Genomic DNA, 14,601 nt, shown 5'->3' on the forward strand with positions numbered 1-14,601 from the left:
TCCAGGCAGCCGCGGGAAACGACCCCAGCGGACCTCTTGTCCCAGTTGGCCCCGGGTGCCCGGGTCCTGTCCACTCCAACTGGTCCGGCCGGGCAGCCGCTGCTCCATTGGTGAGGTCCCCGTTCACCTGACTTTGGCTCCTCATGGTGACGTCGAGTCGTCGAGGACCAGGCCGGTTCCGGCGATGAAGCGCGCTCACCCATGCCGGTATACGCCGCCAGGTCATAAGTGCCGTAAGGGATGGCCTTGCCCAGCCGCGGGTCGGCGAAGTCGTGGACGTGCACCGACACTGGTTCCCCCGCCGGCCGCCAGGAGCGGCCCGGATTCTCGAAAGCGCAGGTCCGCGTCGCGTTTACGCCCGCCACCCGGGCCACGGCCCGGACACCGCCATGCCCCAGCCCCCAGGCCCGGGCCTCCGCGGCCATCAGCAATCGCCGCTGCCGCTCGTTCAGATGCGGGAACAACACCCCGAACTTCACGGCAAGTTGTTCACGCGTTTCGTCCGGAATGTGCATACGGCGTCAACGAGCCCCCGCCCTGAAAGCAACACCTTGATGATCGGCAGGCAGCTCGCCCTCGTGGTGTATCTGCCCAGCCAGACCCAGGTCTCCAACCTAATCCGCGACCGTCACGAGTCGATCGGGTTCGCCGTGCTGATGTGTGCGGGGTTCAGATGAGTAGCGCCGCGTGTACGTCAGGTCGGAGCGGTCGAATGGAACCTACAAGCGCTCCGCTCCGGGAAGAACTCGCCGCGGCCCTCGCGCGCTCCGACGTCGACTTCCGGCTGAAGCCCCGCGTCGCCCCGTTCCGCCAGGGCCGGGCAGGCGTCCTCGCCTACCCGCTAACACGAGGCTGAGCGGCCTGGTGAGGTCCATGCCCTGGACACCCGACCTGAGCCGCGAGCAAGAGGCGGCTTGGGTGTCCCTGACGTTACTGCGTCATACGGCCCAGGAAGTCTCCCGCATCAGCCGCCGTAGCACGCCCACCCCGCATGCCGGCGCGCGCCGACGGCTCAACCTCTACTGCCATACCCGAAGCCCCCGGGCCCTCCGATCGTACGAATGATCGAATCAGACCCACCCATTGAAGCGTCCAGAAGTTGCCTTCGGGCCGGCAAGAGACCTGTTGCCGGTAGCCGACCTTGGTGAGGGCGGCAGCACAGTCCGACATGGATGGGCAGTCGGCGAACGCCGCGGGCAGGGCAGCAGATTGGCCGGAGGCGTTGACGGTCTGTTCGGATCGCGCGCGGCGTCGATGCCGATGTTCACCAGCTTGGCCCTGGCGAACGACAAGGTGGCATCGACGGACGCGGCGATCTGAGGACGAACCCACGGCGGCACGGCGGTCTGCACGACGGCGTACGCCGCGAGAGTGGCGGCCATCGCCGGCACGGTGCGACGGATGAGCACACCAAGGATGACGCCGAGGAAGAGCGAAGGAGGCATAGCCCATCGGAACGACGCCGCGCCCGCCGAAGTCCAGCGGATCTATGCGCGGGTAGAGAGGGCCCGCGCCGGTTCCGCCACTGTTGACGGCCTGGTCGATCGAACCGCTCCACCAAGTCACCGCCAACGGAACTCCGGGCGGAGCCAATTTCGGAGCCCCAGCAACAGCGGCGCTGCCTCGATGACGCTCGCTGTTGATATGCCCCTGCAGTTCCCGGTTGGCCCGGCACTTGAGGACTACGTCCAACAGCCGTATATGGGTCTGTCGTAGTTCCTACGGCGGACCCTCTTGGTCGTCATCGCAGGTGACGACCCCGATCAGCTCCGCCGCCTAACGTCCTGCAGGTGATCAGGATCGTCCGGCGACCGCCTGACGTTCTGCTCGACTCCTCCTTCACGCCGATCCAGGAATTTGTCATGCCCAAAACCTCAATCGCGCCTGCCGGTCCGGCAGCCCTCACCCTTCTCCTTGGCCTGTGGGGGATCAGGCGCGAGAACAGCATGTGGCGCGACGAGGCGGCAACATGGCAGGTAGCCCACAGGACCGTTCCCGAAATCTGGCACATGCTGGATCGGATCGATGTCGTCCACGGCCTCTACTACCTGTTCATGCACGGCGTTTTCGCCGTCTTCGGAGAGAGCCTCCTTGCTCTGCGGCTGCCCTCCGTTCTGGCCATGGCCGGCGCTGCCACCCTGATCACTCTCCTGGGCTCCCGACTGGCCGACGAGTACACGGGGCTGGCCGCGGGCCTGGCTTTCGCCCTGATCCCCGCCGTCCAGCAATACGCGCAGGAAGGACGCCCCTATGCTCTGGTCGCGGCCTGCGTCGCACTGGCCTGCCGGCTGCTGGTCGAGTCGGTCGACAGCCCGGGCGCCGGCCACTGGGTTGCGTACAGCATGGCTGTTCTGGCAGGCGCACTACTCAACTGGTTCTCGCTCCTTGTGCTGTTCGCACACGCAGTGACGATTGCCCTCGCCCGCCCATCCAGAAGGACCGTCCTGCGCTGGGCAGTCGGCTCATCCGCCGCCGTGATCGGCACGCTGCCCCTCGTCATGGCCAGCAAGGCGCAGTCGGGGCAGGTCGCCTGGATCCCCCCGATCAACCAGAGCACCCTGCTCGGCCTCTTACTGACACTGCTTGCGGGCGCACTCTGCGCATGGCTCGCACGTCCGAGGCGAGACCACCGCACGCCCAGCGGCACCCGACTCCCGCTCACCGCGCTTGCCCTGCCGCTGCTTGTCCTTCCTCCACTCCTGCTGCTCGCCGTCTCCCTGGCCCATCCCGTCTACCTCTCCCGCTACGTCCTCTTCAGCTATCTCGGGCTCGCCCTGCTCATCGGCGCGGCGCTCCGCGCACTCGCGGATCGCCTGCGCATGCCGCCCCGCCGACTGATCGTCGCGGTCATGGCTCTTGCCTTGCTCGGGCTGCTTCCCGTCGAACTGTCACTGCACAGTGCGGCCAGCCGAGTCGATGACGTACTGTCCACGGCCAAGATGGTCGCTGCGGTCCATGAGGCGGGCGACGGGGTGCTGTACATCCCCGCGGCCCGTCGGGACACCGCCCTGGTCTCGCCCGCCGAATTCACCGGGATCCAAGACCTGGCGCTGGTCCGCGGCCCGCTGGAATCCGGCACCTTGAACGGCGTGGAGGGCACTCCAAAGCAGATAGCGGACGCCATGCTGGCCGTACACCGCATCGTCGTTGTCAGCGACGAGAGCGCGCCATCCGCCCCCACAATTCGCGACCGGGCCAAACAGCGTGTCCTGCAGGCGTACTTCGTCCGCTGTTCCGAAACCGACAAGCACGGCCGCCGGGTCACGGTGTACCAGCGCCGCCGCACTCCGCACGACGAGTTCGGGCGGCCCGACGTCGGGCCGTCGCTCCCGGAAAATTGAGTCCCTGCCCCCGCTCGATCCCTCCAGCTGAGCTCCGCCCAAACGGTGGTTTGTTGGCGGCGGGCCCGTGCGGGAGCGGGCCATGAGGTGAAGTCGTCAACTACGGCCTGGGGAGTCTGAGATGACGAAGCGGCTGCCGTGTCCGCCCGCGCCTGGTCCGTTGGAAGCGTACGCCGTCCGATTCGATGATCTCTTCGGGACGCCGGCCCAGCGGCGTGGGTTTCGCGAGTACCTGGCCGGCTGCTGCTGCCGCGGGACCGGAAAAGGACAGCGACCTGCCTGGCTGGAACGGAACCCGTGGTCGGGACCCAGCAGGTTCGGTTGACGTTCTCCCCGGTCAAAGGTGTCTCGATTGGGCGGTACTGCACAGTGCACGACGGATCGGAAGTACGTGGCAAAGACGAACACTCAGAAGAAGATCATGTCGCCCTCAGCCTGCCGGTAGGCTGGGGTCGCTGCGGCACCCCCAGCATCACCCGTCCCCTCGCAGGGACATGGCCGGCAGCGGTCGAGTCGTCTCACTGCGTGAGGATGAAGTAACAGGTGCTGATAGCGGGCCGGTACCGGCTGCACGCCACCATCGGACGAGGTGCGATGGGAGAGGTCTGGCAGGCGTACGACGAGGTGCTCGGCAGACCAGTGGCTGTCAAGCTCCTGCTCGCCCAGAACACCGACCCCACCGGCGCCTCCCGCTTCCGTCTGGAGGCCCAGACCGCGGGCCGGCTCAGCCACCCTCATGTGGTCGGCGTCCTCGACTTCGGCGAGCAGGAGGGCCGTCTGTTCCTGGTGATGGAGTTGGTCACGGGCGACAGTCTCGCCCGCGTGCTCTCCCAGGCAGGATCGCTGCCGGCCGAGGAAGTGGCCCGCATCGCCGCTCAGGCGGCCGCAGGGCTCGCCGTCGCGCACGATCAGGGCATCGTGCATCGGGACATCAAGCCCGGCAACCTTCTCCTCGACGCCGACGGGTCCGTGAAGATCGGCGACTTTGGCATAGCGCGCTTCGTGGACGACCCGGGTGCCGCGCTCACCGCGACTGGTCAGATCGTCGGGACCAGCCTGTACCTCGCCCCCGAGCGCGCCCTCGGCAAGCCCGCCGGACCGGCGTCCGACGTCTACTCGCTCGGCTGCCTGCTCTACCAACTCCTCACCGGACGACCGCCGTTCCACGCCGACAGCGCCGTCGCGATCCTCCACCACCACCTCGACACGGCCCCCGTACCACCGCGGGAGCTCGGCGTCGGTCTGCCGCCCGCCTTCGAGAACTACCTGCTCGGTCTCCTCGCCAAGCGGCCCGAGGACCGCCCCACGGCACATCAGACGGCCGAATGGTTCGCCGCAGGTGCCTGGAGGGGGCGCCCCGAGCCCCTCCCGGCAGCCGCGCCGCTCACCAAGCCGAAGGTACCGCGCGCGACCGCCTTGGGGGCGGTCACAAGGCCCGCAACGAACACTGCCGGCGCGGCCCCCGGCTCCGCGACCATGTACGCCTTCCCGTCCGCCGTTGGCAGCACCGCCGGGGCCCACCGGACGCCGCGTCGGCAGCGATCGGGACTGCGCGCCTTCGTCGTACACCGGTCGAAGGCGGTGAGCACCGTCGCCGCGCTGGTGGTCTTCCTCGCGGCGCTGCTGGTCGGCCTGACGTGGTTCTCTCCCGACCACAGCTCGGCGGAGACACCACCGACGGATCCGCCTCACACTAGGAGCCCCACCCCGGCCACGTCCGCGACCCTGAGCACTCCCCCGACTGGTGGTGAGGGGCCCGGCAACAGCGGAGACGACAGCCCGGACAGGCAACAGCAAACCCAGAAGGGGAAGAACGGACACAGCAAGGACGACAAAGGCTGATCCCTCGTCACATCACTCGCCGGAAACCCGGCGACCGCCGCAGCCCGGCAGCGAGCAGGAAGGCGAGCGGTACGACGGCGATGGACACCGTTGCCCACGCGGCTGCCGCGGACAGGCCGCGCCCGGCAAGGTAGTTCTGCACCGTCACGACTAGCGGGAGATAGACGATGTAGAAGGCGTACGAATCGGCAGCGGGCTCCCGTGAGACGTGTCGGCAGCTGGTGACGGCCCCGCGGAACAGCGTGAGCGGACCGACACCCCTGCCGCCGTCAGGTGTTCGGCCACAGGGTGCCAGGTCGAGGGACCGACGGACGGACTGTGCACGAGAACGAAGATGGGCTGCATGTGACGATCCTGTCGCCCATGCCGTCGGAGCCGCGACGGTCTTGGCTGACAGGAGAACGTTTGGCTTCGAAGAAGCTCACGCGCTGCCACAACACGCCCGTTCACAACGGCGCGAATTGACCGACGTCGGGCACGAGCACCGCGTCCGTCAGCGTCTCGGCCAGCTTGCGGCGCTGCTCCTGATCCAGACACCCCTTCGAGCTGTTCACGGTGACGACTGTCACGGCCGCCTCCTATGGCGATCGCTATAAACGACCCGTTGACATTCGAGGAGTACTCGACCGCTGCCGCGGTGTCGAGTTCGTCCATCTGATTCATCTGCAGATAGAAGCCGCGACCGGGAACGACGGCGCCCAACTCGGCAAGGAGAGGGCGCGGCCGCCATCAGCGAGCTGCCCGGGTCACGAGAAAGTCCCCCGTGTCACCCCCGCGTCCTCCTGCTCGATGCCGCCGGGGCGGTCGTTGTAGCCGGTCGACCGGCGCTCGACAGGCGTCGATCCGATGCGGCGCGTGGTGCTCTTTGAGTGGAAGGATCGGCGCCATGGGCACCGAGAAGAGCTGGGTGTACCGGGTCGACGAGCCGCACGGCTCGCAGGGCTGGCGCCTCTACGGCGGCCATCCCGAGCGGTGGCGGGGAACCGTCATCACCGACGATCCCAAAGAGGCCGCCGAATACGTCGCCGCCCTCGTCGTCACCGACCTGGTGACCGAGTGAAAGGTGCGCGGCACCGGGCAGAGGCACGTACGCGTGATCGTCTGGGAGGACGAGGAAGGCGACGGCCCCGAGGACGCGGCCTTCACCGTGGAGATCCGGCCCGACACCGATGCAGACTGACCGATCCGGCCGCAGGGAACAGGCTCGGTGCTCTTCGGTTCCGCGGAGCGCAGGCGTGGCGGAGCCTTCGCGCTACGGTCAGGCCTGCGCGAAGGCTCCGAGGGCAAAACAGTCCCCGGTAGTGCTGCGCGTGTCCTGAAGCTTCGGTCGTCACTGTCGCCTCGGTATCGCGCCGGCTTGCCGGGGGCCTAAACCACATCCTGTCCAAGTCGCTCCGCCGACTAGACGTCCTCGCCGACTTTGTGGCTCTTTCGGTGTTGTGGCCTATTAATCACTTTGCACGATATATGCTACGAGTCAATAGCCTTTAGGTAAATTTTTTAGCATCCAGTGGGTGAAGTGCGGGCTTCTCGCGGCGAGGACTCGGAGACCGGGGCGCACGCGTACCCGAAGCGGGTGCCTCCCCGGCGGCCCGTTCCTCGCTCGCCCGGCAGATGAGGCAGGCCGGCCATGGTGGCGGCCGGTCGGCCTTTCGCTCCGAGTAGTGCATCCCGTGCGTCTTTGGTGCTGATCAGGCGCGTGATCCCGGCGTTGCCTCACGCTGCACCCAGGTGCACCCGGGGTTCCCTTCCGCGCCCCAGTTCGTCAGCCGGGCAATACGGTTGGTCCGGCTGCTTCCGCAGAGAATCCTCATGGAATCCCGTTCAGGCGGGCCATGAGGACGGTGATGTCGTCGTGGTGGCCCTCGGGATGCTGGTGCCGCATCAGTGCCTCGCAGGTGTCCTCCAGCGACGAGTGCTGGGTGGTGAGTCTGCGGCCGAGCGCGCGGAGTGCCTCCTCGATGTCCTGCCCGCGGGTCTCCACCAGGCCGTCGGTGCACAGCAGGAGGAGGCTGCCGGGGTCCGTGAGCAGTTCCGAGGTGTCGAAGGTGACGCCACCCACTCCGATCGGTGCGCCGACCGGGACCTTCAGCAGTTCATTGCTGCCGTCGGGCCCCACGAGGACTGGCGGCAGGTGGCCGGCGCTCGCGAGGGTGGAGCGGCCGGTCGTCGGGTCGTAGACGCAGTACAGGCAGGTGGCCAGCTGGGTGTGGCCCAGGTGCTCTGCGAAGGCGTCGAGACGGGCCAGTATCCGCCCCGGGGGCAGGTCCAAAGTGGCGAGGGTTCTGACCGCCGTGCGCAGCTGCCCCATGACGACCGCCGCGTGCAGGCCGTGACCTGCCACGTCGCCGATGGCGAGTCCGACTCGGTGGCCCGGCAGGGGGATCACGTCAAACCAGTCGCCTCCGACCTGCGTGGTGCGACTGCTGGGGTGATACCGGTAGGCGATCTCCACCCCTGGCAGGCGAGGGGGCGGCGTGGGAAGCAGGCTGCGCTGCAGCACCGCGGATGCCGTCGCTTCGTCGCTGTGGATCCGGGCGTTGTGCAGGGCCACGGCCGCCCGCTCGGCCACCTCCTCACAGGCCGCCAGGTCCGCGGCGACGAAAGCGGGGCGGTCGGGTTTGCGCCCGAACACCAGGAAGCCGAGAGCCCCGCCGTGCGCCACCAGATGCACCAGCAGGACGGAGGAGCCCTTCAGCACCAACCGGGCGGCCGGGCTGTCGAGCTCCGCCGGAAGTTGCTGGAGGATCTCATCTCCTACATGGGGAATGAGGACTGGTTCGATCTCCGCAAGGAATCGGGCCATGGCCGTGCCGGTCGTGTAGACGAAGGTCTTCCCCGGGCGGAGTTCCTCCCGGCAGTCCAGGCCCTCGTGGTGGACTGCCGCCACGCGGTGCATCACCACCGCACCCTCCAGGCCCTGGGGCGCGACGTCATCTTCCGACGCGACGACCTGATCGCACAGATGAACCGAAGCGAAGTCGGCGAACCCCGGCACCGCCAGGCCGGCCAGTTGGCCGGCCTGGCGCTTGAGATCCAGGGTTGTGCCGATACCGCGCACGGCGTCGCACAGGAAGGTCAGCCTGGCCGTGTCGGTGCTGGTGGCCGCACCGGGGGTCGCTCGGCGATCGGAGCCCGGGAGCGTCAGAGCGCATCGTTGTGTCTCTGGCGGCAAAGAGGCCCCCCTGACGTGTGCCGGGCGCAGACGCGCCCCTGGGATGACAAGGACAACTGCGCCAGACCCGGCCCTCGAGACTGCCCAGACCTTCCATCATGACCCTATCGCCCCAGCTCAGCAGAGGCGTTCACTCACAGGGGTGGTCCGCGCTGGTCGATCGGCGGTGTGGTGAAGGGCCCGTGAGGTCTGTACCCAGCTCGGTGCGCTCGGGAAGCGGCGCAGGGTGGTGGCCTCACTTCGCAAGGTTAGAACGGTGGCGCCGGTCCGCCGGCGGCCGCTTCGAGCGGAGGCTGCCGTCCTCGACATTCCCCAGCGCCTGCTTTCTCTACCGCTCAACCTCCTTGTTCCACGCACTCCTTGAAATGCTCCAGATCGCTGCGGACGAGCCGTTCGATCGCGTTCGCCTGGGCGAATCCCCTCAGCCCGCCGAAGGTCTCCCTGACCGTGTCGGGGTCGTACTCGAGCCGTGCCCGGACCCGGGTGCGGTTCTGGTTGATCGGCTGAAGCGAGAAGGAACCCACCAGTTCGGGGTCGCTGGTGGTGTGCCACTCCATGACGCGTTCCCCCCTGCGATCGGAGATCTCGGCCTCGAACACTCGGGCCCGGCCGCCGGCCTCGACGTCCAGACGCGCTCGACCACCCGCCTCCGTACGGACCTCGCGCACTCCTTCCACGAACCGCGGATAGTTCTCCACGCGGTGGAGGTCTTCCCAAGCCTTGTCGATCGGCACTCCAACGTCGACGTGTTCTTCCAGGGTGCTCATGGCCCACCTCCATGTTCGACTCATGACGCATGGGCTTTCTGTGTCCAGTGTGCGCCCGGCGGGGGTGCCAGGTGGTGGCGCCTATGGTTCCGGTGAACGCGGTCCGCAACACGCATCGCTACGACCACGCTGTCCGATGCTGTCCCCATGGGCAGGTACCTATGGGATGTTCGGCCGGCAGGACGCCCCGAAGCCGACAGGATCATGCACGGCGGCTTCACCTCGATGAGCGCCGACACCCCGACAGGGCATGGAGCACAACCTTGGCAACAACGTCTCGGTGAGCCTCAGCGACGACGGCTGGAAGCTGCGCGCCGACCGGTCCCGGCGCATGCTGGTGACATGGACGTACGCCCTGCAGCGGTCGTGCTTTCGCCGGAGTCGGACGGGGGTCGGCGCGTGATGATCCAGGGCAAGTTCACGGGCACCGCGTACAGCCTGTTCGACGTGCTGGACTTCCTGCACCGTGCCGGCCTGCCCGCCGAGGACCGGGTCATCGACGACCCGGAGCTGATCGAGTGGCGTGGCGGCGGACCGTACGACTGGGGCAACACGGCGTAGCCACCGTAACCCCGGATTTCCACCCCACCGCGTATCGCCGTCCTGGCGCGTTAGGGGTCTTCCCTGTCCGACCGCTTACCGAAAGAGCGACAGGGGCCTCCCCTACTCGTCTCCGATGCGTACGACCGCCAGCGTGATGTTGTCGGGTCCGCCCGCGGCGATGGCGGCTTTCCACAGTTCGAAGGCCGCCCGGCCGTCGTCGTGCTCCCGCGTCACCGCGTCGATCTCGTCCGGTGTCACCGGGTCGGTCAGGCCGTCTGTGCAGATGAGGTAGCGGTCGCCGGGCGACATCGACGCGGCCGTCACGTGAGGACTGATGGAGCGGCAGCTGGGCGTACCGCCCAGGCACTGGGTGACGAGGGACGTGGTGCGCTGCCCGGGTTCGAGCGGCGGGCTGTCGTCGACGCTCACCTGGCGCAGCCCGGCGCGGGAGACCGCGAACACGCGGCTGTCACCCACGTTGAACGTCAGCAGTGAGCCGGGCTGTACGACGACTCCGGCGACGGTCGTCCCCATGGTGGCCAGCTCACTTCCGGTGCCGCCGGCGGCCTGGTACAGGGCGCGGTTGCAGGCGTTCAAGGCGTCACGGACGGCGTCCTCGCTGTCCAGAGTGGGACCGATCGACGCGATCCGGTGGGCGGCCAGGGCGCTGGCCACGTCGCCGCCGGGATGTCCGCCGAGCCCGTCGGCGACGGCGACGACGAGGGGCGTCCCCAGCGGGAAGACCAGGGTCTGCGGATTCTCGGTCACGCTGGCGCACAGTGTCCACGGTCCGACGACGAGGCTGTCCTCGTTCCGCTCGCGGAGCAGCCCGGGGTGGCTCAGCGCACTCACTGCGACGTACGACATGGAGCGCCACCGCCTTCCCGCAACGGCAGACCGCCGGAGGCCGGGCCCCGGACCTGCTGACACTCGCACACGAGTCCTCACGGCCGAAAGCCTGAGCCGAGAGACGGACCTTCACGAGACGTCCTGTCCGGGGCACTCCGAGAGTTGATGCCCGTCTCTCAGCCATCGGCCAGCCGCACGCACACGCAGAACTCGCGCGGTTCGGCCCAGCGGGCGCACTGGCGGGCGAAGGCTACGACGTCGCCCCGCCGCGACGAATCCACGCACAGTGCGTCGGTCGGTTCCAGCGCGCGGAGCCACCCGGCCGAGCCTGTCCATCCGACCACCGCCCAACCGACGAGCAGGGCAACAGCACCATTCTCCACTCCGGCACGCCCTCCGGCCAGCCTCCGCGGACGGTCACAGTGGCCTGCCGTACGCCAGGGAGCCTTCCAGGGAGCACATTGCACACGCTTCTTATGTGTGCCAGCCGCATAGCCGCGTATGAAACTTTCACGCTGTCTGGTCAGCGGAGGCGCCACGCCAGATTGCGCCAGACTGGTTCTGCCCGTGGTTGCGTGACGGTTGCGTGACGGCTACGCCAGATGCCCCTCACCCACTACGACATCCGGGCTGGCGCGCTACGGAAGCGTGGTCACGACCTCTTGGTTGGCCTGTCCGGACGGTGCTGTGGTGACAGGCTCGCGGCATGGCAGACGATGTCGTGGGAAAGCGTGTCGCTGATCTTCGGGCCGAGTGTGAAGAGCAGGCACGGAAGAATCACTTCCGTCGGCAATTCTGGCTGCTTACCGATGCCGCTCTCGGGCTGCCGGCCGCTGTGCAAGCGTGGAGGTGTGGCGGACAAGGCATCGGCGACAGCCTGCCGTACCTCCTCGGAGCAGAGCACGGTGACGGCCTGGCCGGGTCGGCCGTGCCGAGCGACGATGCCAGTGGTCCCACGAGTACCTCGGCGGCGCCTTCGGCACGGTCTACCACGTGTCGACCATCGCCATCCTGTGGTTCGCCGGCGCCTCCGCCATGGCCGGGCCGCTCTGCATCATGCTCTCCCGTACTCGCTCATTGTTTCTGATCCCGGAAACGCTACGTTGCTTTCCAGATTCATACAACATACTTGTTGCGCGAAATTAGCATCGCGGCAGGTGATTGCTAGCAAACTGTTGCAACGACCTTGAGGTTAATGCAACGACATGCACGACAGTTGGCCCTGGTCATTGCAATGAGCGAGAAGTGAACGCTATGGTGAGGGCCTCCCCTACGCCGAGATCGCCCGACGCCTCGACCGTCCGACCTCACGGACGTGACGCCGAGGCCGTGGCCGAGTACGAGGAGACGTTCACCACCGTCCCCATGGCTTCGGGCCTGACCAAGATGTCGGCCCGGGTGCCGACTTGTCTGTTCACCACCGACGCGGGCAGCCCCACCGCGTCCCAACTCGCCCAGCGCCTCCAGGTCAGCGGCGTCCATCTCCAAAGCGATCGCCATCCTGGCGAGCCAGAGCCTCGCCCGCCGAGAACACGACGAACGCCGCCGCGACCGCTACGTCGTCGACGACGAACTCGTCACAGTCATGAGACGAAGCCGGCTGCGTCCCAGGGGAAGCACAGGGTGCAAAAGCCCCGCGTATACGTCCGCGAGGAGGTCCCTTCGTCACCGGTTGCCGCCCCTCGGTCGCCAAGGTGATCGTGCGGCGGGCACAGCAAGCCACCCGGGGGGGTGGCCGCGCGTGGGCGGGCACGGCCACCCTCGTCCGGTGTGGTCAGCCGACCGTGAGCAGATGGTCTGGACCGGATTTCGATTGGTGATCTTCGCGGCGGGGAGAGCTGCCGCCTGGCTCAGGCAGGTCGTCAGCGTCCCGCTGCATGACTTCCAGCCGGTTACCGACGCGTCGATGATGGCCATTTCGGGCCCCTGGGCGCGCTGGGTCCGCGACAGACCGAAGAAGCTGGACGGATTGCTCTGCGGGGTGCGCAGCAGATTCTTCGAGTGCTTCCCGTCGAAGGCGTAGGCACCGATCTGCACGCCCTCCGGGTTCTTGGTGAAGAACGCCTACACCTGCGGGGTCACATCATTGAAGTCGAGGCCCTTTCCCACGACCGATGCGATGTCGTCCACGCTGGTGAGGTCCGGCAGCCACGAGGTGTCATGAGGCGACGGGGCTTCGTACTTTCGCTCTGTCTCTCGCTTCGATATGGCCCTGCGGCGGTCGTCCGTCAGTCACTCCGCGGCACGCCCGTCATCGCGAAGGCCTTCAAGGCGGTGACGGTTCGCGGAGTTGGTGCTCGCAGCGCTCATACCAAGGCGGGTCGGGCGGCGATACGGGTCACCGTGACCGAGACGGTGACCGGCTCCACGACCCCATGGGTGGCGAGGTGGGAGGTGGCGGCGGTCCGTACCCGGTCGTGGACGTTCCTGGCGGTGTCCAGGGCTCGGTGGCCCTCGGCCAGGACGCAGCGCACCTGGATGCGCCACCCCGAACCGTCCGGCGCCCGGTCGGCGCGGATGCCCGCCTCGGGCGGCATGCGGTGCGGTGCTGTGTCCGTCCGGGTAGGCGTGGCGGCTGCCGCGAGGCAGTGGACCAGGCGGGGTTGCAGACCGGCCACGCCGGGAACGGCGAGGGCTGCCTCGGCCGCGACGCCGAGGAGCGTGGTCGTGCCGATGGCGGTCATCACGTGCCCCTGCCCGTAGGGTCGCCGGGGCTCAGGGGTGGCCACGACTCCAGAACGTCGACCACGGTGATGTCGACCGCCGTCACGGCCAGACCCAGGTCCCATCCGGCCGAGTCGAGGACCGATTGGCGTACCTGATCAACCCGGTCGGGCAGCGGGCGGTCGAGGGCAGCGGCCAGGGCCATGGTCACCCGCACGTCGGCGCCCTCGCCCGGGGGTACGAGCCGGCAGGTCGCGGCCCTCACACCGGGGACCATGTCCGCGGTCTGCCGAAGTACCTTCGCGGCAGCGCTCTCGGCGATCCGTAGCTCCCGGTCGGGGTCGGCCAGGGGCAGCAGCCGTCCGAGCCGGATCTCTGCCCTGACGACGTTCATGACTCGGTCGGCGAGCGCCTGCAGGCCGGGAGGGTCTTCCGCACGCAGCGCCTGGGCGGCCGTGTTCACCGTGGCCAGTCCCTCGACCGCCTCGCGGCAGTGAGGACAGGACGCCGTGTGCGGGTCCGCGACCGGCGCACGGTCCCGCGTCTGTTCCCAGACCCGGCTGAGCAGGCGGCCGCAGGGCAGTACCTCATCACCCGCGAACGGGGGCACGTCGGCGTCAATGGACATGCCGGCGTCAATGGGGCTGGTGCGGGGCCCGTCGACATGGGGCGGTTCGGAAGGCCGGGCCTGCGGGTCGTCTAGCGCCATGGGCCCATCGCCTCCTGCAGGGATCGGCGTGCTCTGAACAGTCTGCCGCGCACCGTCTGCTCACTGGTCCGTGTCACGTGGGCGATCTCGTTGTAGGGCAGGCCCTGCAGTTCACGCAGGATCCAGCAGATCCGCTGGCCGGCGTCCAACTCGGCCAGCGCGCGGGACAGGGCCTCGGTGGCCGCGTCCTGCTCGGCGGACCTTGCGGGCTGGCTCCTCGCGTCGCCCGTCGCGGGTTCGGCGACGGTGTCCAGGGGGAGGGGCGGCGGTCGGCGCCGCCGTCGCATGGTCAAGCAGCGGTTAATGGTGATGCGGTACATCCAGGTACTGAATTCCGCACTGTGACGGTACTCCGGCAGACGCCGCCAGGCGCTGACGAAGGCGTCCTGAACGGCCTCTTCGGCGTCCTGGGGGTTGCCGAGCATGCCACGGGCCAGGGCCAGGAGGGACCGGTTGTGCCGCTGGACGAGAACGGCGAAGGAGTCTTCGTCTCCCTCGGCCGCTCGCACGGCAAGCACTCCGTCCGACAGGTCGCATCCCAGCTGTGGGGAAGCAGTACGTTGAATCATGACGCTCTCGCAGGAGGCTCGGAAAAACGGGTACCCCCGCCACACATGTGTGATGCACATCACACGCCACGTCTGTGAGAGGTGCGCCGCCCCGGGTGTCCAACCTCTTGAGAGACACCACGCGGGTGTCACACCGAGCCAC

The 14,601-nt window shown here is 68.1% G+C and carries 16 protein-coding genes and 2 pseudogenes; 8 read left to right on the forward strand and 10 right to left on the reverse strand.

Translation table 11 applies throughout. The annotated features are described in order from the left end of the window. Positions 1–203: 203 nt before the first annotated feature. A pseudogene (locus tag OG819_RS37870) lies at positions 204–515 on the reverse strand (hypothetical protein); the annotation flags it as partial. A 39-nt stretch (positions 516–554) separates the two neighbouring features. On the opposite strand from OG819_RS37870, the gene OG819_RS37875 reads away from it, so the two are divergent. From OG819_RS37875 to OG819_RS37890, 4 genes are all read left to right on the forward strand, one after another. After that, positions 555–677 carry a hypothetical protein gene (locus OG819_RS37875; RefSeq protein WP_266633196.1) on the forward strand — a complete coding sequence of 41 codons (123 nt, stop codon included), beginning with the start codon at positions 555–557 and terminating at the stop codon, positions 675–677. A gap of 35 nt (positions 678–712) precedes the next feature. Next, positions 713–856 (forward strand): hypothetical protein, encoded by a 144-nt coding sequence (locus tag OG819_RS37880; RefSeq protein WP_266633194.1) that lies wholly within the window; start codon positions 713–715, stop codon positions 854–856. A 1,006-nt stretch (positions 857–1,862) separates the two neighbouring features. Beyond that, on the forward strand, positions 1,863–3,341 hold the full coding sequence (locus OG819_RS37885; protein WP_266653630.1) for a glycosyltransferase family 39 protein: 1,479 nt from the start codon (positions 1,863–1,865) through the stop codon (positions 3,339–3,341). A 543-nt stretch (positions 3,342–3,884) separates the two neighbouring features. Continuing rightward, on the forward strand, positions 3,885–5,183 hold the full coding sequence (locus OG819_RS37890) for a serine/threonine-protein kinase (protein WP_266653632.1): 1,299 nt from the start codon (positions 3,885–3,887) through the stop codon (positions 5,181–5,183). A 7-nt stretch (positions 5,184–5,190) separates the two neighbouring features. Here the strand turns inward: OG819_RS37890 and OG819_RS37895 are convergent, their stop codons facing one another. Together OG819_RS37895 and OG819_RS37900 are read right to left on the reverse strand one after the other, a co-directional pair. Next, entirely contained in the window at positions 5,191–5,331 is a 141-nt protein-coding gene (locus tag OG819_RS37895) for a hypothetical protein (RefSeq protein ID WP_266633186.1), read from the reverse strand. Positions 5,332–5,629: 298 nt separating this feature from the next. After that, positions 5,630–5,752: a hypothetical protein gene (locus OG819_RS37900; RefSeq protein WP_266633184.1), complete on the reverse strand. Its 123-nt coding sequence runs from the start codon at positions 5,750–5,752 to the stop codon at positions 5,630–5,632. A gap of 317 nt (positions 5,753–6,069) precedes the next feature. Here OG819_RS37900 and OG819_RS37905 point away from each other — a divergent pair, with 317 nt between their 5' ends. Then, the gene (locus tag OG819_RS37905) at positions 6,070–6,243 is read left to right on the forward strand and encodes a hypothetical protein (protein ID WP_266653634.1); all 174 of its coding nucleotides are present in this window, start codon (positions 6,070–6,072) and stop codon (positions 6,241–6,243) included. Between the two features lie 750 nt (positions 6,244–6,993). Here OG819_RS37905 and OG819_RS37910 read toward each other — a convergent pair. Both OG819_RS37910 and OG819_RS37915 read right to left on the reverse strand, forming a co-directional pair. Then, on the reverse strand, positions 6,994–8,244 hold the full coding sequence (locus OG819_RS37910) for a SpoIIE family protein phosphatase (RefSeq protein ID WP_266653636.1): 1,251 nt from the start codon (positions 8,242–8,244) through the stop codon (positions 6,994–6,996). A gap of 449 nt (positions 8,245–8,693) precedes the next feature. Further along, positions 8,694–9,125 carry an SRPBCC family protein gene (locus OG819_RS37915; protein WP_266633176.1) on the reverse strand — a complete coding sequence of 144 codons (432 nt, stop codon included), beginning with the start codon at positions 9,123–9,125 and terminating at the stop codon, positions 8,694–8,696. Positions 9,126–9,375: 250 nt separating this feature from the next. Here OG819_RS37915 and OG819_RS37920 point away from each other — a divergent pair, with 250 nt between their 5' ends. Then, positions 9,376–9,528, forward strand: a complete 153-nt coding sequence (locus OG819_RS37920; RefSeq protein ID WP_266635220.1) for a hypothetical protein — start codon at positions 9,376–9,378, stop codon at positions 9,526–9,528. Continuing rightward, positions 9,528–9,686, forward strand: a complete 159-nt coding sequence (locus OG819_RS37925; protein ID WP_323138211.1) for a hypothetical protein — start codon at positions 9,528–9,530, stop codon at positions 9,684–9,686. The genes OG819_RS37920 and OG819_RS37925 overlap by 1 nt, the downstream gene beginning before the upstream one ends. 102 nt (positions 9,687–9,788) lie before the next feature. Here the strand turns inward: OG819_RS37925 and OG819_RS37930 are convergent, their stop codons facing one another. After that, the gene (locus tag OG819_RS37930; RefSeq protein WP_266633172.1) at positions 9,789–10,535 is read right to left on the reverse strand and encodes a PP2C family serine/threonine-protein phosphatase; all 747 of its coding nucleotides are present in this window, start codon (positions 10,533–10,535) and stop codon (positions 9,789–9,791) included. Positions 10,536–11,819: 1,284 nt separating this feature from the next. Here OG819_RS37930 and OG819_RS37935 point away from each other — a divergent pair. Next, positions 11,820–12,093 (forward strand): annotated as a pseudogene (locus tag OG819_RS37935) (MarR family transcriptional regulator); the annotation flags it as partial. 89 nt (positions 12,094–12,182) lie between these two features. On the opposite strand, the gene OG819_RS59195 reads toward OG819_RS37935, so the two are convergent. From OG819_RS59195 to OG819_RS37955, 4 genes are all read right to left on the reverse strand, one after another. Beyond that, positions 12,183–12,554 carry a hypothetical protein gene (locus OG819_RS59195; protein ID WP_353963266.1) on the reverse strand — a complete coding sequence of 124 codons (372 nt, stop codon included), beginning with the start codon at positions 12,552–12,554 and terminating at the stop codon, positions 12,183–12,185. 269 nt (positions 12,555–12,823) lie between these two features. Continuing rightward, the gene (locus tag OG819_RS37945; protein ID WP_266653638.1) at positions 12,824–13,201 is read right to left on the reverse strand and encodes a hypothetical protein; all 378 of its coding nucleotides are present in this window, start codon (positions 13,199–13,201) and stop codon (positions 12,824–12,826) included. Further along, positions 13,201–13,890: a hypothetical protein gene (locus OG819_RS37950; RefSeq protein WP_266653640.1), complete on the reverse strand. Its 690-nt coding sequence runs from the start codon at positions 13,888–13,890 to the stop codon at positions 13,201–13,203. Before OG819_RS37950 ends, OG819_RS37945 begins: the two co-directional genes overlap by 1 nt. After that, positions 13,881–14,459 carry an RNA polymerase sigma factor gene (locus tag OG819_RS37955; RefSeq protein WP_266633166.1) on the reverse strand — a complete coding sequence of 193 codons (579 nt, stop codon included), beginning with the start codon at positions 14,457–14,459 and terminating at the stop codon, positions 13,881–13,883. Before OG819_RS37955 ends, OG819_RS37950 begins: the two co-directional genes overlap by 10 nt. Positions 14,460–14,601 lie beyond the last annotated feature (142 nt).

It is taken from the genome of Streptomyces sp. NBC_01549, assembly GCF_026339955.1.
In the GTDB taxonomy this organism is placed as follows: domain Bacteria; phylum Actinomycetota; class Actinomycetes; order Streptomycetales; family Streptomycetaceae; genus Streptomyces.

Bases quoted from the DNA above. Each gene is read 5' to 3' on its own strand.
- OG819_RS37875 (WP_266633196.1), top strand. From the start codon at position 555: ATGATCGGCAGGCAGCTCGCCCTCGTGGTGTATCTGCCCAGCCAGACC.
- OG819_RS37880 (WP_266633194.1), top strand. From the start codon at position 713: ATGGAACCTACAAGCGCTCCGCTCCGGGAAGAACTCGCCGCGGCCCTC.
- OG819_RS37885 (WP_266653630.1), top strand. From the start codon at position 1,863: ATGCCCAAAACCTCAATCGCGCCTGCCGGTCCGGCAGCCCTCACCCTT.
- OG819_RS37905 (WP_266653634.1), top strand. From the start codon at position 6,070: ATGGGCACCGAGAAGAGCTGGGTGTACCGGGTCGACGAGCCGCACGGC.
- OG819_RS37915 (WP_266633176.1), bottom strand. From the start codon at position 9,125: ATGAGCACCCTGGAAGAACACGTCGACGTTGGAGTGCCGATCGACAAG.
- OG819_RS37920 (WP_266635220.1), top strand. From the start codon at position 9,376: ATGGAGCACAACCTTGGCAACAACGTCTCGGTGAGCCTCAGCGACGAC.
- OG819_RS37925 (WP_323138211.1), top strand. From the start codon at position 9,528: ATGATCCAGGGCAAGTTCACGGGCACCGCGTACAGCCTGTTCGACGTG.
- OG819_RS37930 (WP_266633172.1), bottom strand. From the start codon at position 10,535: ATGTCGTACGTCGCAGTGAGTGCGCTGAGCCACCCCGGGCTGCTCCGC.
- OG819_RS37945 (WP_266653638.1), bottom strand. From the start codon at position 13,201: ATGACCGCCATCGGCACGACCACGCTCCTCGGCGTCGCGGCCGAGGCA.
- OG819_RS37950 (WP_266653640.1), bottom strand. From the start codon at position 13,890: ATGGCGCTAGACGACCCGCAGGCCCGGCCTTCCGAACCGCCCCATGTC.
- OG819_RS37955 (WP_266633166.1), bottom strand. From the start codon at position 14,459: ATGATTCAACGTACTGCTTCCCCACAGCTGGGATGCGACCTGTCGGAC.